The 22,542-nt window shown below is 55.2% G+C and carries 17 protein-coding genes; 12 read left to right on the top strand and 5 right to left on the bottom strand.

From position 1 onward, the window contains the following. Positions 1-30: 30 nt before the first annotated feature. Positions 31-990, bottom strand: a complete 960-nt coding sequence (gene glsA / locus KXU80_RS11860) for a glutaminase A (protein ID WP_374987764.1) — start codon at positions 988-990, stop codon at positions 31-33. A gap of 136 nt (positions 991-1,126) precedes the next feature. Between glsA and KXU80_RS11855 the strand changes: the two genes are divergently transcribed. The 4 genes from KXU80_RS11855 to KXU80_RS11840 all read left to right on the top strand — a co-directional run bounded on the left by KXU80_RS11855 (position 1,127) and on the right by KXU80_RS11840 (position 5,745). After that, positions 1,127-1,801, top strand: coding sequence for a tetratricopeptide repeat protein (locus tag KXU80_RS11855; RefSeq protein WP_219838371.1), 675 nt, complete (start codon positions 1,127-1,129; stop codon positions 1,799-1,801). 188 nt (positions 1,802-1,989) lie between these two features. Further along, entirely contained in the window at positions 1,990-3,741 is a 1,752-nt protein-coding gene (locus KXU80_RS11850; RefSeq protein ID WP_219838370.1) for a sensor histidine kinase, read from the top strand. A gap of 165 nt (positions 3,742-3,906) precedes the next feature. Then, the gene (locus tag KXU80_RS11845) at positions 3,907-4,998 is read left to right on the top strand and encodes a glycosyltransferase family 4 protein (protein WP_219838369.1); all 1,092 of its coding nucleotides are present in this window, start codon (positions 3,907-3,909) and stop codon (positions 4,996-4,998) included. Between the two features lie 12 nt (positions 4,999-5,010). Continuing rightward, positions 5,011-5,745 carry a YheC/YheD family protein gene (locus KXU80_RS11840; protein WP_219838368.1) on the top strand — a complete coding sequence of 245 codons (735 nt, stop codon included), beginning with the start codon at positions 5,011-5,013 and terminating at the stop codon, positions 5,743-5,745. A gap of 3 nt (positions 5,746-5,748) precedes the next feature. On the opposite strand, the gene KXU80_RS11835 is transcribed toward KXU80_RS11840, so the two are convergent. After that, positions 5,749-6,567, bottom strand: a complete 819-nt coding sequence (locus tag KXU80_RS11835) for a glycosyltransferase family 2 protein (RefSeq protein ID WP_219838367.1) — start codon at positions 6,565-6,567, stop codon at positions 5,749-5,751. A 116-nt stretch (positions 6,568-6,683) separates the two neighbouring features. Between KXU80_RS11835 and KXU80_RS11830 the strand changes: the two genes are divergently transcribed. After that, a complete protein-coding gene (locus KXU80_RS11830) occupies positions 6,684-8,006 on the top strand; it encodes a nucleotide sugar dehydrogenase (protein ID WP_219838366.1) in 1,323 nt (440 codons plus the stop codon). A 72-nt stretch (positions 8,007-8,078) separates the two neighbouring features. Here KXU80_RS11830 and KXU80_RS11825 read toward each other — a convergent pair whose 3' ends face one another. Both KXU80_RS11825 and KXU80_RS11820 read right to left on the bottom strand, forming a co-directional pair. Then, complete coding sequence (locus KXU80_RS11825; protein WP_219838365.1) at positions 8,079-8,768, bottom strand: glycosyltransferase family 2 protein; 690 nt, start codon at positions 8,766-8,768, stop codon at positions 8,079-8,081. Further along, positions 8,765-9,805, bottom strand: a complete 1,041-nt coding sequence (locus tag KXU80_RS11820; protein WP_219838364.1) for a glycosyltransferase family 4 protein — start codon at positions 9,803-9,805, stop codon at positions 8,765-8,767. Before KXU80_RS11820 ends, KXU80_RS11825 begins: the two co-directional genes overlap by 4 nt. Before the next feature lie 213 nt (positions 9,806-10,018). Between KXU80_RS11820 and KXU80_RS11815 the strand changes: the two genes are divergently transcribed. The 7 genes from KXU80_RS11815 to KXU80_RS11785 all read left to right on the top strand — a co-directional run bounded on the left by KXU80_RS11815 (position 10,019) and on the right by KXU80_RS11785 (position 19,254). Beyond that, positions 10,019-11,011: a sugar phosphate nucleotidyltransferase gene (locus KXU80_RS11815; RefSeq protein WP_219838363.1), complete on the top strand. Its 993-nt coding sequence runs from the start codon at positions 10,019-10,021 to the stop codon at positions 11,009-11,011. After that, positions 11,008-12,303 carry a UDP-glucose dehydrogenase family protein gene (locus tag KXU80_RS11810; RefSeq protein ID WP_219838362.1) on the top strand — a complete coding sequence of 432 codons (1,296 nt, stop codon included), beginning with the start codon at positions 11,008-11,010 and terminating at the stop codon, positions 12,301-12,303. The genes KXU80_RS11815 and KXU80_RS11810 overlap by 4 nt, the downstream gene beginning before the upstream one ends. A gap of 175 nt (positions 12,304-12,478) precedes the next feature. Next, positions 12,479-14,068 (top strand): SWIM zinc finger family protein, encoded by a 1,590-nt coding sequence (locus KXU80_RS11805; protein WP_219838361.1) that lies wholly within the window; start codon positions 12,479-12,481, stop codon positions 14,066-14,068. Further along, on the top strand, positions 14,065-17,001 hold the full coding sequence (locus tag KXU80_RS11800) for a DEAD/DEAH box helicase (RefSeq protein WP_219838360.1): 2,937 nt from the start codon (positions 14,065-14,067) through the stop codon (positions 16,999-17,001). The genes KXU80_RS11805 and KXU80_RS11800 overlap by 4 nt, the downstream gene beginning before the upstream one ends. A 54-nt stretch (positions 17,002-17,055) precedes the next feature. Continuing rightward, on the top strand, positions 17,056-17,316 hold the full coding sequence (locus KXU80_RS11795; protein WP_219838359.1) for a hypothetical protein: 261 nt from the start codon (positions 17,056-17,058) through the stop codon (positions 17,314-17,316). 150 nt (positions 17,317-17,466) lie between these two features. Further along, on the top strand, positions 17,467-18,444 hold the full coding sequence (locus tag KXU80_RS11790) for an aldo/keto reductase (protein ID WP_219838358.1): 978 nt from the start codon (positions 17,467-17,469) through the stop codon (positions 18,442-18,444). 348 nt (positions 18,445-18,792) lie between these two features. Then, positions 18,793-19,254 (top strand): hypothetical protein, encoded by a 462-nt coding sequence (locus tag KXU80_RS11785; protein ID WP_219838357.1) that lies wholly within the window; start codon positions 18,793-18,795, stop codon positions 19,252-19,254. A 75-nt stretch (positions 19,255-19,329) separates the two neighbouring features. On the opposite strand, the gene KXU80_RS11780 is transcribed toward KXU80_RS11785, so the two are convergent. Beyond that, complete coding sequence (locus KXU80_RS11780) at positions 19,330-22,233, bottom strand: family 78 glycoside hydrolase catalytic domain (protein WP_219838356.1); 2,904 nt, start codon at positions 22,231-22,233, stop codon at positions 19,330-19,332. Between the last annotated feature and the right edge of the window lie 309 nt (positions 22,234-22,542).

Raw genomic sequence — 22,542 nt, 5'->3', positions numbered from 1 at the left:
GTTCATTAACCTGGGCGAGCGTTTTGTTGTTTAGAAGATGGACCAATTCAAGGAGCTTGACATCGTCTCCAGCAGATGAACGCCGGAGGTGCTGTTACCCTTGCTGCCCAGCGACGGACCGATAATGCCGATGCCGTACCGGCCGGGAACGAGGGCGAGAATACCGCCGGACACGCCGCTTTTGGCAGGAATGCCGACCTTGACGGCGAATTCGCCGGAAGCATTGTACATGCCGCACATCAGCATGAACGATTTCGCGATCTGCACGTATCTGCGCGGAATCAACTGCCGGCCGCTGATCGGGTCAGTCCCGTTAAAGGCCAAAACAAGCGCCATGCGGGCAAGCTGGACGCAGGTAATCTCCACGGCGCAGTGCTGGAAGTAGACGCTAAGCACATCCTCGACGTCGATTTCTTCGCCCAGCACTTCATTATCCTTCAGGAAATAAGCGAGCGACCGGTTGCGATGCGCCGTTGCCGATTCGGACCGGTAGACATCGGCATTAACGGCCAGATCGGCGCCGCCTGCCGCATGATTGAAGAAAGCGAGGATGCGTGCCATCTTGGCTGCCGGCGTATCGCCGCTGATCAATGAGGTGACCGCAATAGCCCCCGCATTAATCAGCGGATTGAACGGCTTGCCCGGTTCCACGAGCTCCAGCTTGAGCATGGAATTGAAATCGTCGCCGGTCGGCTCCATCCCGACCTTGGCGAATACGCCTTCCTCCCCGTTGTCCATCAGCGCGAGCATGAGCGTAAACACTTTGGATATGCTTTGCATCGTGAAGGACAGACTGCTGTCCCCTTCGGCTAGGAGGCTTCCGTCTGGTCCCATGACCGCAATGCCGAGTGCCTGCTGGGGCGCCTTGGCAAGCTCCGGGATGTAGGAGGCGACGCGTCCTTCGCCGGCGTGCAGCCGGCTTGCTTCCACCCATGCGGGCAGTATATTTCGTATTTCATCCATGCTGATCTTCCATCCTTCCATTTCCATTTCCTTCTGCTGTCTACAGTGTACGTTTCTCCGGGCCGCATGCGCAACTCTCTTGCAATTATCGCTTTGCGCCTAATAAGAGTTCGTGTACAATAATGGAAGGTTTTCCAATATGCAACGATCTGCAGGAGGTAACATGATTAAAGTCTTATTATTCGGATTGTTATGGTGGCTCACAGGAAGCCCGATTCTGGCCGTAATCGTACTGATCGTTATTTTCTATGCGCTGGAACGCAGGTTCATTGGATTAACGCCGAGTATCGTGCGGCCGATCCGGCGTCTGCGGACAATCGGACGGCTGCGCCAGCAAATTCGGATGAATCCGAACGATATTCCGGCCAAGCATGAATTGGCCAGACTGCTCATCGAGCGCAAACACGATAAGGAAGCGAAGGGATGGCTGATGCCGCTGCAGGATGCACTGGAAAATTCGGCCGAGTTCTGGGACGATCTCGGCACCTCTCTAATGCATCTAGGCGAGATGGAGGCGGCGGAAGCTGCAATCGGCAACGCCTTGTCCATTAATCCGCGAGTCAAATACGGCACGCCTTACCTGCGGCTCGCGGCTATATATGCCAAGAAGGATCCGCAAAAGGCGGTAGGTCATCTCCAAGCGTTCCGCGCCATCCATTCCTCTTCCATTGAAGCCTATTACAAACTTGCAGGTTTATACGAGCTGCTGGGCCAGAAGGAAGAAGCGCGGCGCTCGCTTGCGGAATGTAAGGAGATTTATCGCGCGCTGCCTCGTTACAAACGGCGGCAGGAACGCAAATGGGCAATCCTTGCCTTGCTGAGAAGGATGAAATCATAGCCATCTTCGAATTCGCTCACCGCTGGAGGGCGAATTTTTTCGCTTTCTTTATATGATTCTTGCCAGTATTGTTCAATTCTCTCATTGTCACTCTATCAAAAATCGTTCATAATTATAGGAGCTTTGCAGGTTGACTTTATCTGCGAAGCTTGTGTAAAATTCGGAATTTGATCGGAGCGTCCAGGGAAATGCGTCGTAAAGTTTGGCTGTTGGTTATTATTTTAATTGCTTTGCTTTTAGGCGTGAACAACACGATTTATTATGTGACGACCAAACATTCGCTCGAAGTCAGTCTTCAGCATGAGCTTGAAACCGCGGCGAAGCAAATCGGCGTCTCGATCGAAGTCTCGCGCCGCGGATCGGAGAAATACCAAGAAGAGATCGGGCGGGAACTGCGCGCCGCTTCCATCGCCTCGCAATACGCATTAAATCCGGATGTCGAGAAGGTAACGAACAGCCAGCTTGAAGAACTGGCCAAGAAGCTTGAGCTTGTGGATATTACGCTGCTGAAGCGGACGACGGACAGCATTGTGCTGTATAAATCGTCGGATCCCAAGGAACGGTCCGGCTACCGGACGAACAGCTGGAATCCATGGTACACCGCCTTTAATCAATTGTTCGACGATAAACAGGTCACGGTCAATTGGGGACAGAGCTTGACCAATTTCTGGACAGGCCCTTTCGAATTCTCCTCGACGACCACGGATAAGATTCACAAGTGGGGCTATTATTACGACGGTTCTACCAATTATTTAATCGATCCATACATAAGCTATGCCAGCAGGCAGCTGGATTACGATCAGAGTACGGGCGTAACAAGATTGATTAACGAGACGTTAGCCGAGAATCAGTCACTTCAAGAAATTACGATCATCAATCCGGCGACCTTCGAGGACGGTGAGCATCTGACCATTACGGAGAACGGCGAGCAGCTGAGTCATATGACGCAAAGCCCGATTTCGTACGGCAGCTATACATTCAAGCACGCGCACGACGGGAAGAATGTGAAGCTGGCCGTGAGTACGAACGAGAAGGTGTACCAGGACGCCGTTATTAACGGCAAGCACGTCATCAAGCTGTTTCTGCCCGTCGATGTAAGCGATACAGCCAAGAGCATGCTTGATGGGGAAGGCCAGCCGATTCAGCGCTATGTATTGTCTGTGGTCGCCGATTACAGTACGGTGCAGCAAGCGCTGGATATGCAGTTTAGGAACATTGCCTTCATTATGACCGGGGTAACCGTGCTTAGTCTGATCTTTCTCTATTGGGTCGTTACTTCCTATCGCAAATCGCAAGATAAGCTTGTACGCAAGGCGCAGGAAACGTACCTGGATGAAATCAATGGACTCTTCCAATCGATTCGGGCGCAGCGGCATGATTTCATGAACCATGTGCAGACGATCCATTCCCTCGCGGAGCTCGGCAAGACGGAGGAGCTGAAAGCATATGCCTCGGAACTCACCGGCGAAATTCGTCAGATGAACGATATTATCAACATCGGCGATCCGGCCATCGCGGCGCTGATCCGGTCCAAAATGCTGCAGGCGGAAGTATTGAAGGTGGATTTCACCTGCGAATTCAGCGAGATCAACCGGCTGGAGCTCGGCATTAAGTCGCTGGACATGACGAGGCTGCTCGGCAATTTGATCGATAATGCCTTTGACGAAGTGATGACGCATGAGGAAGGCGATCGCCGCGTTCATATCGCAGCAAGCCATAAAGCGGGTTACTTCCAATTCTCAATCAGCAATACGTGCTTCCGTATCGAAGAATTGAAGGGCAAGCCGTTGTTTAAAGCCGGCTATTCGTCGAAGAATAACAGCCATTCCGGTCTCGGGCTGCATATCGTCAAATCGATTGTCGATAAATACAAGGGCTTTATCTCCCTGGACATTCATACCGCGGATAAAATCGCATTCATTATTAAAATTCCTTTTTAATCGAAAGCAAGTGCTGCCAGATTGGCACTTCGCGTAAACAGATGGCCTCCGACTTGTCGGGGGCCATCTGTTTTTATGTCTTCTATTGATAGCAGCCTAGCAACACGCGCTAGATCGTTGAATAGAGTATATGACAAGTTTTGGAGGGATCGAAGGGAGCATGGAATGAGACTGCTGATTATTGCACCTGAGCAAATTCCCGTACCGCCGCCGAGAAGCGGTTCTGTGGAGAGCTGCATCTATCAAATCACAAAGCGAATTTCAAGCGAGCATCAGGTTACGGTTGTAAGCCTGCTCCGAAAGAATTTGCCTCGCGAATCCGTCATGAACAACGTCGTCATCCAGCGAGTGTCCGGCGGCTCAAAGCAGGCTTATTTGAAGAATGTGCTGCAGAAGGTGAGAGGGAACAGCTACGATATGATCCAGATCGACAACAGACCGAGCTTCGTCAACGCGGTTAGACGTGCATTCCCGGGTACGCCGATCTCCCTGTTTATGCATTCAATGACCTTTGTCTCAAGTCCGATGACAACGACGCGCAAAGCGAATAGCGACATGATGGGGGCGGATGTCATCGTCGGCAACAGCATGTCGCTGCAAAATTCGTTGATTCGGCGTTTTCCGGCGCATAGCGGCAAAATCAAATTCGTTCATTTGGGCGTCGATACGACGAAATTCAGTCCGGCCAAACGAACCTCCTCCGGCTCGCTGCATCTGCTGTTCGCGGGTAGACTCATCCCGAGAAAAGGGGTCCCTACCCTGTTAAAGGCGTTCAAGCTTGCGCGCAAATCCGTACCCTCGCTTCAGCTGTCCATCGCCGGAGGTTCAACCAAGCCGGCCTACAAAGCCTATTTAGAGAGGACCGCGCGCATGCTTAAGGTCCCCGTTTCTTTCAAGGGCAATCTATCCCGCACGCAGATGCCTAAGTTTTATCGCTCTGGCGATTGCTTCGTTTGTCCGTCGCAGAAGCATGAAGCATTCGGACTCGTCAACGTGGAAGCAATGGCCAGCGGACTGCCCGTCATTGCTTCGAGAATCGGCGGCATACCGGAGATCGTCCATCATGGACGCAACGGGCTGCTCGTCGACACCTACGGCAAGCCGGCCGCCTTTGCTTCCCAAATCGTCAAGCTGGCGAAGGATCCGGAGCTCTGCAGCCGGTTATCCGCCCAAGCCAGGGAAGATGCAAGGAATCGGTTCAGCTGGAAACTGACCGCCGCGAGGCTCATGGAGATCTATCAAGGAGAACTGAAGTAGAAGGGGGTTCCTATGTCGCGTTATGTAGGGAGTAAATGGAGAAAAACAGCCGCAATCGAGCGAAACGCTCTCTTGGCCCAGTATGTGCCAGAAACCTTGAAGATGACAGGGGCATCGCTCTCTCAACTATTGCAGCGACATGGCATGGTCTACGTCAAGCCCGATCGCGGAACATACGGCAACGGTGTCATACGGGTCGAGCGTTCGGGCGAAGGCTACAACTATCAAGTCGGGAAAAAGATTCGTAGGTTCGATCAGTTCGCCTCGCTCTATCAATCCATTCTTCGTCAAACAAGAGGCAGAAGGTATCTTGTGCAGAAGGGGATTCATCTGCTCGAATACGAAGGCAGGCGGTTCGACATCCGGGTCATGGTTCAATTCGCGCCGGGCAGATCCTGGGAAACGACAGGCATTATCGGAAGAGTCGCAGCCAAGAACAAGATCGTCACGAACTACCACAGCGGCGGCAAAATCGTGTCGGCGGATGTCCTGCTCCGCTCCAATACAGATCAAGTCGCAGCGAAGCTGCTTGCCCTGTCGAAGCTCGGTGCGCAGGCAGGCAAAGCGATGCAGACCGCTTTCCCCGGCGTCTATGAGATCGGCCTTGATATTGCGATGGACAAAACGATGCATCCTTGGATACTCGAAGTTAATACGAGACCAGACCCTTATATCTTCAGGAAGCATAAAGATCCCAAGGTGTTCCGGCGGATCATGCGGTATGCCAAAGCCTATCCCGGTAAATAGCAGTCAGCGGGATGGAGGGAAAACGGTCTTGCTGTGTCCGGGGTAAATGTTACTCACTGCTTTCGCTGGTGCAGTCTTTAGGCGGGCAGGGAGAGGCAGCTGCTCCAAGGTCCGGTCCACATGCGTTTTGAAATCCGGCGTGAAAATGATCGTGGCGCCTTTCGACGCGAGCAGCTGCTGCTCGGATACTTTCCACGTATGCGACTTTCGGTTCGCGCGGCGGTAAGCGGCGAAGTTATAGGAGGAGCTTGTGTAGACCTTGAACCCTTTGCGCATGCTGGTTTGAACGAACCGAGCATCGGTTCCGAACGGAAGCTTCGTGTTGAAGGCGACCTTCTTGAAGACGCGCTTGCGGAACATAATGGTTGCGCCGGCAATGCGGTTGCAGCGTCCATAGGGTTTTACGGTCGTCTTGCGCAGCAGCAGGACCGAGCGGTGCGGGAAGAAGAAGTAGCAGGAGCGTTTGCCGATGATGTCCGCGTTCGTCTTGGTGAAGAGGAGCATGGCTTCATCAAGGTAGCAGGGCGAGTAATAGTCGTCGTCATCGAATTTAGCAATGCAGCCATAGCGCGCGCGGGCAACACCGTAATTGAGGCAAGCACCGAGATTCTTGCTTTCATCCACGCGGAAGATGCGAACATGATCATACTGCGCCGCGAGCGCTTGATAGGGAGCCAGATCGATGCTGTTGTCGTTCACGATCACGATTAGTTCTTTGGCCGCCCACTGCTGGCGCTGATAGTTTTGGAAAATATCGAACATACGATTCTTACGGATCGTTGCGGTAATGATGGAAACGCCTGTGCCCGAATTGAGTATCATAAGTATCGCCCTCCTCATGAAAATAGTAAATGTGATCCAGGCTATAAGCCTGTGCCGGCTGGAAGCAAGATTCATATCTTATAGAAGTGAGCTGTGCTTTGGAAGGAGACAACAAAATGGTAGCGTTTAGCCAGGATACGGAGAAGGCGCGGACAGTTGGCATCATTGGTCTTGGTTACGTTGGATTGCCGCTTGCCATGAATTTCATTGCGAAGGGGTACCGCGTTGTCGGCATCGATACTGACCCGCGCAAGCTTGAATCGCTTCGTGCCGGGAGAAGTCATGTTCAGGACGTTTCCGATCAGGAGCTCGGCAGCTGCTTGGCGGAAGGAATACTGATGATCACCGGACATTATGCCGATGCAGCCAAGGCGGGGACGATCATTATTTGCGTGCCGACGCCGCTCGCGCCGGACCATACGCCGGATTTGGGCTTTCTGCTCGACGCCTGCCGTCGCCTATCCGCTCATTTGCAGCCCGGTCAGCTTGTGATTGTCGAGAGTTCGACCTACCCGGGGACGACCACGGAACAGGTGCAGCCGCTGCTGGAGGGGGAAGACAGGAAGGCCGGCCGCGATTTCTATCTGGCGTATTCCCCTGAGCGCATTGATCCCGGCAACCGAAGCATTAGCTTCCATCAGATCGCGAAAATCGTCAGCGGCGTAACGGAAGCCTGCTTGGAGCGGGTTCAGTCGATCTATCGGAGCGTGTTCGAGACCGTGATCCCGGTGTCTTCGACGGCAGCCGCAGAGACAATGAAGCTGCTCGAGAATACGTATCGCTTCATTAACATCTCGTTCATCAATGAAATGGCGATGCTTTGCGATCATCTTGGCTTAAACGCATGGGAAATCATTGCCGCTGCCGCGAGCAAGCCCTACGGCTTCAGCGCCTTCTACCCCGGTCCCGGCGTAGGCGGGCACTGCATTCCTGTGGATCCGTTCTACCTCCAGTGGAAAGCTGCCCAGTCGGGCCAAACGAGCCGCTTCATCGAGATCGCCCAGCACATTAATGATGGCATGCCTGCTTATTTGGTGGAAGAGATTCGGAAGCATCTGCCCGAAGGGAAATCCCTCCGAGACGCACGAATTGTCGTGTACGGCGTGACGTATAAGCAGAATATCGCCGACGTCCGGGAGTCAACCGCGATCGCGATTATCGAAGCGCTCAGGGAGCAAGGCGCCGATGTCGGCTATTCCGATCCGTATCTTGCGAAAATCCGGCTGACGGACGGGAGCGAACTGGAGCGTGCCGAGCTTACGGCGGAATCGCTGGAGGTCGCGGATTGCCTGGTGATCCTTACGCATCACAGCTCCCTGCCGATCCGGCTGATCGCCGATCACGCTTCCTTTGTCTACGACACGCGCAATGCCATCACCGCGCTGCGGCCCGGCGCGAAGCTGGTTACGCTAGGGAACGGAGCGCGCCCGGTGCAGTGAGCCGGCAATAAGGCGCTAAGGTCAACTCGCGACATCGGGTTGACCTTGAACGGTTCCTGTTCAAGCCGGGCATTATTTTACATAACGTTTGAAATTATTTGTTCTGCGAACAAATTTGCAGTGGGACATATAGAGCCGCGTGCTCTTTCTTTGTGTATGGCTGCTTGAGTTCTTTCTGCGGATGCAAACATAATGCCTCTTGGATAAGGAAAGGACGCGATATCCTCTCCGAACGCATCTTCCCACCCAGCTGGAATCCGACCCGGCACGCCTGAATTCCGAAAATTTGACCCGGTTCCAAACCGACCGCCGAAAGACCAGCGTGCCTCCTTTAATGCTGCGCTGATATTTCCATTCTTTACCGCGGCGAAAGATCATCAGCGTTCTTTTCGATGTAAAGTAAATATAGGAGGTATGTTTGCCGACTATAGCAGCTCTGCCGCGTTTGATGGCCCGGCCGGCTTCCCGCAAATATTTAGGTCCATAATAATCGTCGTCATCGAACTTGGCAATGATGCCGTTCGCGGCTTGAGCGATGGCAAAGTTCATGCATTTGCCCAGCCTATACCGCTGTGGCAGCTGGAACACTCTGACTTCGTTCTCCGGATATTGGGCCGCCCGCAGCTGGTACTGCTCGATATCCATTTTGTCATTGTTCAGAACGATGATCATCTGTTTATCCTTCCACAGCTGCCGGTCATAGTTATCGAAGACATTGTCGATATATGCGGGTCTCATCGTACATGCAATAACGGTAATCATGAGAATTGCTCATCTCCATTCAAAGAGGACTTGGACTCTAGCTGTGCCTTTCGATTATTCCAAACGGAATTTTTTTTGATTTTGTACAAGTTTTTTCTCAGGATCTTGTTGTAGAGCTTTAGAAACTCATTGGTCATAATGATATCCGTGAAACGGTTTCTGACATATCGCCGGCATTTGTGCGCACTCGGAAATCGTTTGCGCGACCTGACCTTCGCGATCATGTTGTTCGTATTGCTGCACGTCAGCTGGGGCAAGCCCTTGAGCACCTCGGCTACACCGCTTTTGCGAAAGCCGAGCACCGGAGTGCCGCTTGCCAGCGACTCGACCAGGACGAGTCCGAACGGTTCATCCCAGACCGACGTGAACAGCACGCAGCTGGCATTGGCTAGCAGCTCGCGCTTGCGCTGTCCGCCGACGGCGCCGACGTAGCGAATTTTTTTGCCGAGATGCGGTTTGATTTTGGCCCGATAGTACGATTTGTCGTTCATCGTGCCTGCGATAATGAGCTTCTTCCCTGTTTTCTTGGCCACCTGGATCGCGACATGAACGCCCTTCTCCTTGATTAGCCGGCCGAGGAACAAGAGATAGTTTTTCTTGGTTTTGCTGAACGTGTAGTCTTCGAGGCGGATGCCGTTGTAGACGGCGTAGCCCCGTTTTTTGCCGTATTTGCGCAGAATGAACTTGCTTACGTAGACCGGAATTTGCACGGCTCCGCTGCGGATGGTTTTGGAATGGGATTGATGGATCGTGGGGATGGGCGGATTGGTCTTGGCGACGATGCCGTAATGGTCATGGATGATGTCCACGTCGTCCGGCATGTTCTTGATGATGAAATCAAGCTGCTTCGAGCGGTCGTTAGATTCATATTCGAACAGCTGGGTCGCCTTGCAGGTTGATCCTTTCTTCGCGAATAGGATAACCTCATGGCCGCGCTTTACCAATTCCTCCGTCAAATAATGAACGTCTCGCTGTGTGCCCCCGTATTTCTTCGGCGGGACAGTGATCGTATTAGTTGATATCTGAACAATTTTCAATCGTCTCACAGCTCCTTAGGTCGATATCTTCAATAGGCATTCTATGTAGGATATGTATGGACATCTGTGCAGGACACGGCGCTTTCATCATATTCGTAGGGTGCTTCGTCTATCCGTATAAAAGTATATTTATACGTTATCCGTACTTGGCCTATACCAATAGAAAGCTATTTTCATAGAATAATAGCAGTTAATGGAGAGGGGAGAGAGGCTTTGAAGGGATTAATACTCTGTGCAGGGAAAGGAAGCCGATTATATCCATTTACGCGCAATCGGCCGAAAACGCTAATTCCTGTTGCAAACACGCCCTTGCTGCAGCTATCGATCGTCAAATTATTGGAGCAGGGAATCCGTGAGGTCGGCATTGTCATCCATCCTTCCCAGGAGTCCGATATTCGGTCGCATTTCGGTGAGGGAGAAGCGCTTGGCGTCGCGATCACGTACATCTATCAGCATGAACCGAAGGGGATTGCCGATGCCGTGAAGCAAGCGCAGGCTTTTATTGCAGAAGAAGCATTTCTATTGCTGCTTGGCGATAATTTGATATCCGCGCCTTTGACGGCATTGAAGCGGGATATCGAGCTTGGCGGTGTACAAGCATCATTGCTGCTCGCGGAGGTCGCGGCTCCGAAGGATTACGGCATCGCGGAAATACGGGAATCTCGCATTGTCGGCTTGGAAGAGAAGCCGGCGATTCCGAAGTCCAAGCTGGCGGTCTTAGGCGCCTATGCGTTCACGCCGGAAATCTTTCATGCGGTTCATCGCATCCGGCCATCCAAGCGGGGCGAGTACGAAATTACCGATGCGATTCAGTGTTTGATTGATCATGGGCATGTCGTGACGTACCATGTCACCGATCAGCTGAACTTGGACGTCGGCACGATGGATCGCTGGCTGCAGGCTAACGAGCGGCTGCTGGGCGAAGAAGCGCAGGGGAACCGGATTCACGAATCGGTGGTGCTGGAGAATTGCACCATTACCCAGCCAGTTGCAATTGACAAGAACAGCGTATTGAAGAATTGCCATATCGGCCCTTACGTGTCCATCGGCGCGGAGGCCAAGCTGATGAATTGCCGGATTGCGGACAGCATCGTTCTGAATGGCGTTCATCTAGAGAATCTGCCATCTCCGCTTAGAAATGTGATTATTGGCAGTCATTCCATTATTGCCGGCGTGTTTACTCATGGAGAGGTGAAGGATGTATGAAGATTTTAGTCATCGGTACAGGCTATGTCGGGGCAACGACCGCTATGGTTTTTGCCGAAACAGGATGGCAGGTAACCGGACTTGATATCGATGCCAACAAGATCGAGCAGCTGAAGAAAGGGAACCTGCATTTTCACGAGCCCGGCCTTGAAGAGCTGATCGCCAAACATGTGCAGAGCCGCAGAATGCTGTTCACGACGGATAAGAAAGCGGCCATTGCGGCGCATGACGTCATATTTATTTGCGTTGGGACACCGTCGCGGCCGGATGGAAGCGCAGATCTAAGTTATATCAAGCAGGCGGCTGAGGATATCGGCAGACTGATGACGACGTATAAGCTCGTCGTTACGAAGAGCACCGTTCCGGTGGGCACGCAAGAGCAGATTACGTCTTGGATCGCAGGCGCGCAGCAGGAGGCGTATCCGTTCGATGTCGCGTCCAACCCTGAGTTTCTGCGGGAAGGCAAGGCGGTCGAGGACGCCCTGCATCCCGATCGGATCGTAATCGGGGCAAACAGCCGCCGGGCAGCGGAACAGCTTCAGGCGCTCTACCGCGGATTCGCGTGTCCGTTCGTCGTCACGAAGCCAAGAACGGCGGAGCTGATCAAATATGCATCCAACGCTTTCCTGGCTGCGAAGATTTCCTATATGAACGAGCTTGCCAAGCTCTGCGACGAGCTTGCCGTCAATGTTAAGGAAGTTGCCGCAGGCATGGGTCTCGATCATCGGATCGGCGCGAACTTTCTCCATGCCGGTCTTGGCTACGGGGGATCCTGTTTTCCAAAAGACGTATCGGCGCTTGTAAATACCGCTCACAAAAATAATGTGGAGCTTCATATATTGGAACAAGTCATGGAAGTTAACCGCACGCAGTTCGCTTATTTGCTGGGCAAAGCGCGGGCGCGTCTCGGAAGCTTCACGAACAAGTCCATCGCGGTTCTGGGGCTTGCCTTCAAGCCGGATACGGACGACATCAGGGAAGCGCCGGCGTTACGCGTGATGGAGCAGCTGCTGCTCGAAGGCGCACAAGTTCGTTTGTACGATCCGATTGCTGCACTGCCGAAGGGAGCGGCGTACAGCGCCGTTCATGTCTGCACCAGCGTGGAAGAAGCATTAAGCAGCGCAGAAGCCGTACTGCTGTGTACGGAATGGACTGAATTCGCGCAGACGGATTGGGGTCATATGAAGAATATCCTTGACCAGCCTAATTTCTTTGACGGACGAAATTTGCTGGATGCCCGCCTTATGCGGGACATGGGGTATTTCTATCAAGGAATCGGCAACGATGAGTAAGACGGCCTAATAATGAAATTGGCAGCTCGCAGAAGGGTTCCTTTCCGAAGGATCACCTCTGCGAGTTTTTGCGATGGCTTGCGCGGCTGCGGAAGCTTCTTCATGCTTGCACGTGAAAACGCCGGTCATTGTGGTATAATGGTTGGAATGGTTATTTAGGATCGGAGGGCGCGCCATGAGCACATTTTTTCGGCTGGATGACGGGCGGCTGCAAGCATTGGAAGCTGCACTAGCAAGCAGCATTCCGCTGGATGTGCTGGAACGAGGCTTTGATTATTACCGCCGCGAGAAAGTACTCTCTATCCAGGTTATGGAAAGCTCATCGATATACGGCGTTGTCAAGGGGACAGCGATCTATGCGGTGACGCTGGACAGCGATGATTTTGGCTACAGCACCTGTACATGTCCTGCCAAGGGATATTGCAAGCATATGGCAGCCGTATTCTATGCGTATTACGCCTATGCCGGCTTAAGCCCGGATGAAGTGCACAATCGTCTGCTTTACGGCGATGTGCTCGCCTTGGCGGAGAGCCCGGCTAAGCGAGGTGTCGAGAAGAACGCGGCGTCGACTGACGGTGCGGGACCGCGCCCCGGGCAATGGCTGCTCGAGATGGAAGCCAAGCACGGCGAAACCTGGCGGTTGTGCGGACATTCGCTGCATCCGCTGCAGTCGGTGTTGACGGCCGTGAAGGCAATCTCTAAATCATGGAGCGAAGGCATGCGGCGTCTGCACTGGATGCATGGCATTATCTTCGTGCTAGAACAGGCAGAGCGTGCTTATTCGAATACGGATAGCTTCAAGCGCTATTATAGCGAGATGGCGTTCACGCGAATGACGGAGCCGTGGCTGAATCAATATTACGAGCTTGCCGGGGAGATCGCGCCAGCAGCGCTGACGCAGGAGGAGCGGGCTGGCCTGAACAGCTTGATTGCCGTCTTCCATGATCGGGAGATGGATCGCGAGCTTCAGCTGCACCGCTGGGAGATGCTGTATTTCTCCCTCTGGTCGTCATTGATCGAAGATGAGCGGCTAAGAGAGCAGGAAGAGGCTTATCTGACGGAGCAGCTCCATCAGGCCGGCAGCAAAGCGCATATCGGGTTTTTCATGCCGATGGCGCTCGCTTATTTGGCATTCGCGGATGGTCGCGACGGCGAAGCGATTGAACTGCTTAGCAGAACCGCGTTTAACCGGACGGCGCTGCTTGCCTGCGACTGCGCGCTGCAGCGGTTGGAAGATCGCAATTGGAGCAAGCTGGAGGATTGGATTGGCTATTTATTCAGCGGGCTCTCCGTAGAGCGCAAATCCAAGGCATTCGGGCCGTTCTTGACGATGTGCCGGCTCGCGGACCGGCAGCAGCCGGACAATCCGCGCTGGCAAACATACTTAGTCTCGTTCCTTCCGTATTCCTATGCTTCGCTCACGGAGCATTGGCTGGATATCCAGCAATATACGAAATGGGCGGATCTCCAGCTGCTCTTCGGCATTGAGCCGGATGATATCGATGTACAGCTCATGCGCGAAATCAGCAAGGCCGCGCCGCAAGTGCTCTATCCGATCTATCATCAGGCGATCGACGGCGCGATCCGCTCTCGCAACCGGCAAGGGTACCGGCAGGCGGTGAAGTTGATGAAACGGCTCGAGAAGCTGTATAAGGCGGAGAAGCAAAGCGAAGCGTGGAGCCGGTTCGTGGACGGAATCGTTCGGAAGCATCAACGGCTGCGCGCCCTGCAGGAAGAGCTGTGGAGGGGAAAAATCATCACATGAGAGGATACACAGGCACAGAGACGGTTCTGTTAGACGGGTTTTGGAAGGAAGGCGAAGGGATCGTGCTTGCGGCAGGGCATGCCGCCGGCTTAACGCTTCGGCTGCGCCGGCTGCTGTTCGCTTGGCATAAAGCATCCTGGTACGGCGCGGAAATCGAAGAATCGAGCAATGAACGGCTGAAACGGACGGAAATGGTGCTTCCGCCGGCAATCGCGATGGATTACCTTTTCTCGCCCGAGCCTGTAACGCTGCTGCAGGTGGAGTGGACGGAGCGGCTGCAGCGGCTGTCTGAGCTTGCGAAGCTGCTTCGACAGGCGCTTATGAACGGCTGGTATGCGCCGGATTGGTCGCGCTGGCAGTCGGAGTCGCGCGCATGGCGGCTGGATGTGCCGCAGCGCGAGGCGGAAGCGCTGGAAGCTTGGCGGGCGCTCGTTCCGCAGCTTGAGGCGCAGGGCGATATTCATGCGGCGCAAGGCTGGCTCAGCGGCATCGTGGAAGAGCTGATCGCGACCCGGCCAGCGGCTGGAGACGCCTGGCGCAGCGCGGCCTCCGCGACCGGTGAAGGCGCCCTGCTGACGAAAGCGGCGGATGAAGACGACTGGCTCGTCGCCATCGGCCTGAAGCAGGATCATGTGCCGTTTCGGATTGCCATTCAACTGCTCGAGCCGAACGAAGGGCATGGCTGGCAGCTGCGTCCTGCGGTGCAGGACCGCACGGATGGAGGCCGCTGGCTGACGCTTGAGCCTGTATTGGAAGCCGGGCAAGCTGAGCTTCTCCGGTTCCAGCTTCCTGCCGATGTGCCGGTGGAATGGCTGCCGCATTTCGCAAGCCGAATGATGAAGGAAGAAATGAAATGGGCAGCTGCTTTGCCGGAATGGACGCCAGAAGGCGCGGAGGCTGACGGCGAAGCTGGTCCGGGCCAGGGACTGGTCACGACAGACTTGACCGACGGTCAGGCGTGGGAGTTCCTGGAGCACGCGAGCGTCAAGCTGCTAGCGGCAGGCTGCTCCGTGCTGCTTCCTGCATGGTGGGAAGCGGCGCGCAGCCGCAAGATGCGCCTGAAGGCGAAGGTGAAATCGTCGGTCGGCTCTGCCGAGCAGTCGATGTTCGGGCTGCAGCAGATCGTCGATTTCGATTGGAAGCTCGCGGTCGGCAATGTCGACATGAGCGAAGCCGAATTCATGAAGCTGGCCTCCGAGAATAAGCGGCTGATGCATATCGGCGGCGAATGGGTGCATCTAGACCCGGGCGACATGGAGCGGCTGCGCAAATGGCTGAAGAAGAACGGCGGCAAAAAAGGCTTTACGATGCGGGATGTGTTCGAGATGCATCTGCGCGGAGAGACGGAGCTGGTGCCGGAGAGCGAGCTCGGCGAAGCGCTGACCGCGGAGGTGGAGCTGAACGAGCATTTGGCTGGTTGGATCGGCAAGCTGAACGAGTCTGCGGATCTGCCGCTCATCGAGAAGCCGGCGGCTTTCCAAGGCGAGCTGCGGCATTATCAGCTGCAAGGCGTGTCGTGGCTTGCCTTCCTGCGTCGCTTCGGGCTAGGGGCTTGCCTAGCCGACGACATGGGGCTTGGCAAAACAATTCAGTTCACCGCCTACCTGCAGCATGTCATGGAAACCGGCGGGCTCGGGCCGTCGCTGCTGATCTGCCCGACATCCGTGATCGGCAACTGGGAGAAGGAATTGGAGCGATTCGCCCCTGGGCTGCGGGTACTCGTTCATTACGGGCCGCGGCGCGCGCATGGCGATGCCTTCCAGACCGCAGTCTCGGAGGTCGATCTGGTCATCACCTCGTACACGCTCGCGCCGATCGACGAGAACGAGATGACATCCGTATCATGGGACGTGGTCTGCCTAGACGAAGCGCAGAACATCAAAAATTATTACACGAAGCAGTCCTCCGCCATTCGAAGCTTCCCGGCGAATCATCGCATCGCCTTGACAGGAACACCGATGGAGAATCGGCTCACGGAGCTGTGGTCGCTGTATGATTTTACGAATCCGGGCTATCTCGGCAGCTTGAATGAATTCCGCAAGGCGGTTGTACTTCCGATCGAGAAGGAGCGCGACGAGGAGCGGATCGCGGAGCTGCAGCGGTGGGTGAAGCCGTTCATGCTGCGGCGCCTCAAGAAGGATCCTGCCATTCAGCTGTCGCTGCCGGAGAAGAACGAGATGAACACCTACTTATCGCTCACGGTGGAGCAGGGCGCGATCTACGAGAACATCGTTTCCGAGCTGATGAACGGCCTTGAGAAGGCGGGAGGCTTGCAGCGGCGCGGTTTGATTCTCTCAACGCTGACGAAGCTGAAGCAGGTTTGCGATCATCCCAGCCTGCTCTTGAAGGAGGATCGTGATTTCCTGCCTAGTGCATGGGATCCTGAGCGTTCTAACAAGGTGCTGCGGCTTCTGGAAATGGTCGAGGAGATTGCAGCCGAAGGCGAGCGCTGCTTGATCTTCACTCAGTACGTGGAGATGGGCGCGACGCTCAAGCGGCTGCTGGAAGAGCGAATCGGCGTGCCGACGCCGTATCTCTACGGCGCGGTGCCAAAGGCGGATCGCGATGCGATGATTGCTTCCTTCCAGGACGAGGCGGAGCAGCGCTGCGCGTTCGTGCTCTCGCTCAAGGCAGGCGGAACGGGGCTTAACCTGACGGCAGCGAACCATGTCATTCACTTCGACCGCTGGTGGAACCCGGCCGTCGAGAACCAAGCGACGGACCGAGCGTTCCGGATCGGTCAGCGGCGTAATGTACAGGTGCACAAATACGTTACCCTAGGTACTTTGGAAGAGCGGATCGACGATATGATTTCGCGCAAGCAGCTGCTGAACGATCAAGTCGTCAGCGGCTCAGAGAATTGGATTACGGAACTGTCGACCGACGAGCTCCGCGAGCTGTTCTCGCTGCGCAAGCACCGGTTGAAGGGCTGAGCGTGGAAGATTGAACACGTGCAGCACTAACATCAGAGCGGGGAGGCCTGCACGATGGCGGAAGAATTAGTCAACAGGAAGAGGATGCCGGCGGCTTCAGCGCAAGAAGCCGAACGGGAAGCTAAGCAGGAGCAGGAGCTGCCGGCTGACACGGCCGAATTGCCGGCGAAACCGCAGAGCGATGAGGCGAACGACGCGGAAGATGCGGCAGCTGCGGACGGAGAGAGGCTCGGACCGCCCGGCGCTGCGCCGCATTGGCGGGAATTCTACCGCGCCATCCGAGATGCCGTCACGGACATGCGGGCAGATAAATAAGACTTTGTGACATTCAATTGTGACGGCGACTTCCTTATAATAAGGAGAGGGAAACCTTTCCTTATTTTTTCATGCTTACTTACTGCAGTACGGGCGATATGCCTGCCGTTCATGTGAGTCAACGAAATGAAAAGGAGCTGTGAACACGGAATGAAGGTTGCGTATATGGGACGATCGGGCATGAAGGTCAGTCAGCTATGCCTGGGTACGATGAATTTCGGCGTCGATACGGAAGAGCAGGAAGCCTTTCGCATCATGGATGCGGCGCTTGACGCCGGTATTAACTTCTTCGATACGGCAAACGTCTACGGGTGGGGCGAGAACGCAGGCCGCACGGAAGAAATCATCGGCCGCTGGTTCAAGCTGGGCGGCGGACGCCGCGAGCGTACGGTGCTGGCGACGAAATTTTACGGTGACATGAGCGACAAGCACGACGGCCCAAACCGCGATTCAGGCTTGTCCGCTTATAAGCTTCGCCGTCATTTGGAGGGCTCTCTGCAGCGACTGCAAACCGATCATATCGAGCTTTACCAGATGCACCATGTCGATCGAAACGTGAGCTGGGACGAGCTGTGGGGCGCATTCCAAACCGCGGCGAATCAAGGCAAGATCGGCTATGTCGGCTCAAGCAACTTCGCGGGCTGGGACCTCGCCGTCGCGCAGGGTGAGGCGAAGGCGCGCGGCATCCTCGGACTGGTCTCGGAGCAGCACAAATATAATCTGCTCTGCCGTCTGCCGGAATTGGAAGTGCTTCCGGCTGCCCAAGGTCTTGGCATCGGCGTTATTCCGTGGAGCCCGCTCGACGGCGGCCTGCTCGCAGGCAACATCCGCCGCGGCGGAGCCGGTAAACGCAGCGGCGACGTTTCGCGTCTGGAGAAGCATGCCGCCCAGCTGGAAGCATACGGCGCGCTGTGCGACGAGCTCGGCGAGCGCGAGGACGTTGTTTCGCTCGCGTGGCTGATCGCGAACCCGGCGGTAACCGCGCCAATTATCGGCGTACGGACGCTGGAGCAGTTCGAGCGTTCGCTGCGCGCGGTAGAGCTTGAGCTGGACAGCGCGACGCTCGCGCGGATCGACGAGATCTTCCCGGGACCGGGCGGCGATGCGCCGCGCGCTTATTCGTGGTAGGCTTGGTTTTGCTGAGATATAGAAGTACTTGGAACTCTTAGATCAATCAATGAAGCACGGCCCGCAGGAGCATTTCTCCTGCGGGTTGTTTTGTGTGAAATGCGTGAGCGAGATTGTCAGAAAATTTGTTTCCTCAATTATCCATGATTATATAATGCTAATTAACGTCAAATGCAGCCAGTGGATCGTTCAGGCTGTTTACAGGGGAGAGGTCGCTTGCATGTTCACACAGAAGATAACGCTTGAACTCAGAGATGAGGTCTTTGAGGAATACCGAAGGTGTATGCGAATGTAGAAAAGGCGATGAAGTTCGCGATTGATTCCTGGAATACGATACGAGAAGAGTCGTTGAACGAGCTGATCGGTTTCTTTACGCTGGAGGAGTTGTCATTTTTCATAGAATTGGTTCATGGCGAGAAGCATTCCCCCGCCACTGAAGTCAATACTTATTTGGATGTATTGCATGTTGAAGGAACCGAGTATTATGACGATAAGGTAGCATCGCTCCAAACAAAATGGCTTGTCGAGCTGGACGCATTCCAAGCCAAAGCAAAGAAGCTTCCATTTGTTCATTCCATGTCTTTCGCAGATTGGGCGCATTCGTATTGGAGGGAGGGCACTTCCGAGCATCAGTTAATCGAAAGCTACGCGCAGGCGCTCCTTGGGTCTAAAAGAAGACCGATGTTCGATCTTGGAGAACGAATCAATAACATCATCTCCGAAAATCGACATCTTAGTCCTATTCAGTTAAGCCTATTAATAGATGAAAAAGTCCCTCAAGCCGACGACTTAAAAGCGATCAGCGATTAATTTGGCTCGTCTGAATAAGGTTGTTCATACAAAAAGAGCAAGAGGCGCGTCGCTCGCGCTTCTTGCTCTTTTTCACTACCCGACTACAATCTGTTCAAGCTCCAGCTCATACCCAGCCGGCGCCGCAATGTCCAGCTCGACCTCAACCGGCGACACGACGCGTAGCTTCATGCGCTTCGCGGCTTCGTCCAGCCGCCACGAGACGTCGATGCGGCCGCTGCCTGGCAGCGGAACGGATCCGCGCGCCCAAGCGAGGCCTGATGGCTGCGGTGCGATGCGCACCTTCGTCCAGCCCGGCGTCAAGCCGCGGACGCCAAGCACCTCCGAGCCGAGGAAGTAGACCGGTCCGGCGGACCAGGCATGGCAGTGACTGCGGGTCAGCATGTTCGGATTGTGCGTAATCCCGCTCGTCGGGTACACCTCCCAGACGGTCGTCGCGCCGTTGTCCACCATCGCGCCGTACTGGGTCAGAATGTCCTGCGTCATGACGCGCTGGCGGTTCAGCTTCGCAAGCGCCTCATGGTAGAAGAACGACATGAATGGGCTTCCGATCTGGACGAACGAAGCCGGCGGCTCCACGATATAGCCTTCGAGCACCTCGGCCCGCTTGCCTTCCGCAATGCCGCACAGGCTGGCGACCACCTGTGTCTGCATGCTGGTCGTCTCGGAAGGGCGTCCGTCAATGTGGATGCAGTCGCGATAAGCCTGACGGCCTTCATCCCAGAGATGAAGATTGATCGCTTCGCGCAGCCGATCTGCTGTCGCTTCGAACCGAGCCTGCTGCTCCTTATACCCCGCTGCAGCCGCAAGCAGCGCCGCGTCGCGAAGCGCCTTCACGAGGAACATGTTCTGCGGCGATACGACGCCGTCGCCCGGCTGCTCGAAATTCGCCCAGTCGAGCAGATTCCAGCCCTTGATCTTGAACAGCCCTCGTTCATCGATTTTCTGCAGGTAATGCTCCAGCGTAAAGCGGACATGCGGCCACAGCTCGCGCGCGAAGGCTTCGTTGCCGGTATAGTGATAATGCTCCAGGCAGGCCGTCACCCAGAAGAAGGTCCAGTTCGGAATGGCGCTGCTCCAGCCGCTCGGTACTTGATCGCCGTACAGCGGCGTCTGGAAGGCCGACTTCGGCACGAGCCGAAGGATGCGCTCGACGATTTCAGATGAGCCGAACGCGTAATAGTTGATGAGCGACGCGTTCCGCGCATCTCCGACCCAGAAGGTCTGCTCGAACGCCGGACAGTCGACGAACGTATCCTCCATGCACATCCGCGTCGTATCCCGGCTGATCCGCCAAATTTCGTTCAGCATCGCATTGCTCGAATGGAAGGTGCCTGCATTCGCGACAGGAAAATTGCTCTGCAGCAGCTTGATATCGTAGAGCTTCACCGGTCTGGAAGCGCTGCGGACGGTAACGGCCAAATAGCGGAGCCCGCGGCGGACGACGGACGTATACGACTGTCTGCCCTCGCGCGCCGTATAGCGCAGCGTGTTATCCAGCTCGTACGTATACTGGCGCCAGCCGTCGCGCATGTATTCGAAGCCGTACGCATCAATGATCGTCCCCTCGCCGGCATCGAGATCGAAGGAGATATAACCGGTTAATTCACGGCCCAGATCGATGATGATTTCCGTATCCAGCTCCGAATGCACCGGAATGACGCCCGCATCGGCGCTTGCCAGTACAGCGCGCTGCAGGGACGAAGGCACTCGCTGCGGCTGATCGACAACGCGCCAAGCGGTTTGCGTGTAGACATCGTCCGTATGGTACAGCTGCCGATCGATCGGACGAACGAGCGCTCCGAATTCTGCCATCAGCTGCTGTTCGGAGACAGAGCCTTTCACCTTCTGGTACTCGGCCGGATTCCGGTCGATGATCTGATCCGGCTGATGGTCGATATGCTCCGCCCAGCCGAACGGTCCTATAGCGGCAAAAGGCACGTCTTCGCTGACGCGCTGTCCTTGACCGTCAAGCGGTGAACGGATCTCGAACGGAACATCGCTGTCCAGCCCCAGATGATAGGCATGTCCGTGCATGCCCCGGTTCAAGTCGAGCAGCATCAAGTGCTCGCCGGCTGCGAGCCGAACCTGCACGAACTCCTGCGGGGCTTCGCCATAATAATTTTCTTCGGCACACCAGCGGCCCCCGAGACTGACGCGCAGCGGCATGCGGCCATTGTCGACGCTGCCGATTGTCAGGACGCCGTCCTGCTTCATCGTCACGACGGCGGCCAGCAGGCCGATGATCGTCACGGGATTGGCGTGGTTGACGCTCTCCGGCACCATGATTGTGCGCACGTCGAACACTGCGCTCCAAGGGACGGGCTTCACATAGTTCATTTCCTCCACGCGTGTAGGATAGATCGGCTCTTCCGTCAAATACGGAATCGGACGCGGGACGATGGAGGTCCAAGGCGCCATGCCGGGCTTGCCGATGACGGCGGCTTGCTCCCAAGCGGAATCATCGAACCCGGCGACCGTCCAATCGGCGCTCCAGCTGCGGCTGTCATAGCGCTCCGTGAATGCAAGCTGGCAGGAGATGCGCTGGGAAGTCGCATCGTAGCCGCCGTGCAGCGCGGTTGTCCATGACGCGTCTGAATGCACAAGCGTCTCCGGTTCAACGCCGTCTTCGGCATATTGGTCGACCTGCAGCAGCAGCCCGCCGCGGCCGCGCAAATATTGGAACGTCGCGAGGCCGTAGTGCATGACGAGCACCGCGATCGTATTATCTTCCCCTGCGTTCAGCAGATGGCCGATTACATATTCATCGTAAGGCAGTTCGGAGGGGAAAGACCGGATCGGTCCACGGCCGACCTGCACCCCGTTCACGGTTAGGACGTAGCGGGAATCCGCGGTCAGTCTCAGCTTAGTCTCGCTGCGAGGGGCAGCGCCCTCGTAATGGAACGTTTTGCGGAAACAGCGCCATTCATTCCGGGGACTTGCTTTGCCTTCGCCCCATATCCATGATGCTTGCCACATCGATAATTGCCTCCTTCATCGGTTGCGTTTCCCCTTCATTGTAAGGGAGAACGGAATAATCGACAGGGGGCGTTACAGACATAATTACTGGCTGATTACGACATTTTAACTAGGGATAAAGCGCTTCCACGTTCGTCAAGCGAAACCAACCGTTCTTATTGCAACCGAATAGACAAGAAAGAGCGGTTTTGCCGATCAAATCCATCATTAAGGAAGCATATGGGTTTATTTGGCCCTTAACGCGCAATAGGAGAAAATTTCCAAGGGAGAGCCTGTGATACAATGACTCCAAGCTGAATGCGGCTTTAC

The organism is Paenibacillus sp. R14(2021), from assembly GCF_019431355.1.
Lineage (GTDB): Bacteria > Bacillota > Bacilli > Paenibacillales > Paenibacillaceae > Paenibacillus_Z.
The sequence above is the reverse complement of the archived record's forward strand: the minus strand, read 5'-3'. Positions and strand labels throughout refer to the sequence as shown.

Excerpts from the sequence above, each read along its gene's own strand:
- glsA (WP_374987764.1), bottom strand. The coding sequence starts at position 990 with ATGGAAATGGAAGGATGGAAGATCAGCATGGATGAAATACGAAATATA.
- KXU80_RS11855 (WP_219838371.1), top strand. The coding sequence starts at position 1,127 with ATGATTAAAGTCTTATTATTCGGATTGTTATGGTGGCTCACAGGAAGC.
- KXU80_RS11850 (WP_219838370.1), top strand. The coding sequence starts at position 1,990 with ATGCGTCGTAAAGTTTGGCTGTTGGTTATTATTTTAATTGCTTTGCTT.
- KXU80_RS11845 (WP_219838369.1), top strand. The coding sequence starts at position 3,907 with ATGAGACTGCTGATTATTGCACCTGAGCAAATTCCCGTACCGCCGCCG.
- KXU80_RS11840 (WP_219838368.1), top strand. The coding sequence starts at position 5,011 with ATGTCGCGTTATGTAGGGAGTAAATGGAGAAAAACAGCCGCAATCGAG.
- KXU80_RS11835 (WP_219838367.1), bottom strand. The coding sequence starts at position 6,567 with ATGATACTCAATTCGGGCACAGGCGTTTCCATCATTACCGCAACGATC.
- KXU80_RS11830 (WP_219838366.1), top strand. The coding sequence starts at position 6,684 with ATGGTAGCGTTTAGCCAGGATACGGAGAAGGCGCGGACAGTTGGCATC.
- KXU80_RS11825 (WP_219838365.1), bottom strand. The coding sequence starts at position 8,768 with ATGATTACCGTTATTGCATGTACGATGAGACCCGCATATATCGACAAT.
- KXU80_RS11810 (WP_219838362.1), top strand. The coding sequence starts at position 11,008 with ATGAAGATTTTAGTCATCGGTACAGGCTATGTCGGGGCAACGACCGCT.
- KXU80_RS11805 (WP_219838361.1), top strand. The coding sequence starts at position 12,479 with ATGAGCACATTTTTTCGGCTGGATGACGGGCGGCTGCAAGCATTGGAA.
- KXU80_RS11800 (WP_219838360.1), top strand. The coding sequence starts at position 14,065 with ATGAGAGGATACACAGGCACAGAGACGGTTCTGTTAGACGGGTTTTGG.
- KXU80_RS11795 (WP_219838359.1), top strand. The coding sequence starts at position 17,056 with ATGGCGGAAGAATTAGTCAACAGGAAGAGGATGCCGGCGGCTTCAGCG.
- KXU80_RS11790 (WP_219838358.1), top strand. The coding sequence starts at position 17,467 with ATGAAGGTTGCGTATATGGGACGATCGGGCATGAAGGTCAGTCAGCTA.
- KXU80_RS11780 (WP_219838356.1), bottom strand. The coding sequence starts at position 22,233 with ATGTGGCAAGCATCATGGATATGGGGCGAAGGCAAAGCAAGTCCCCGG.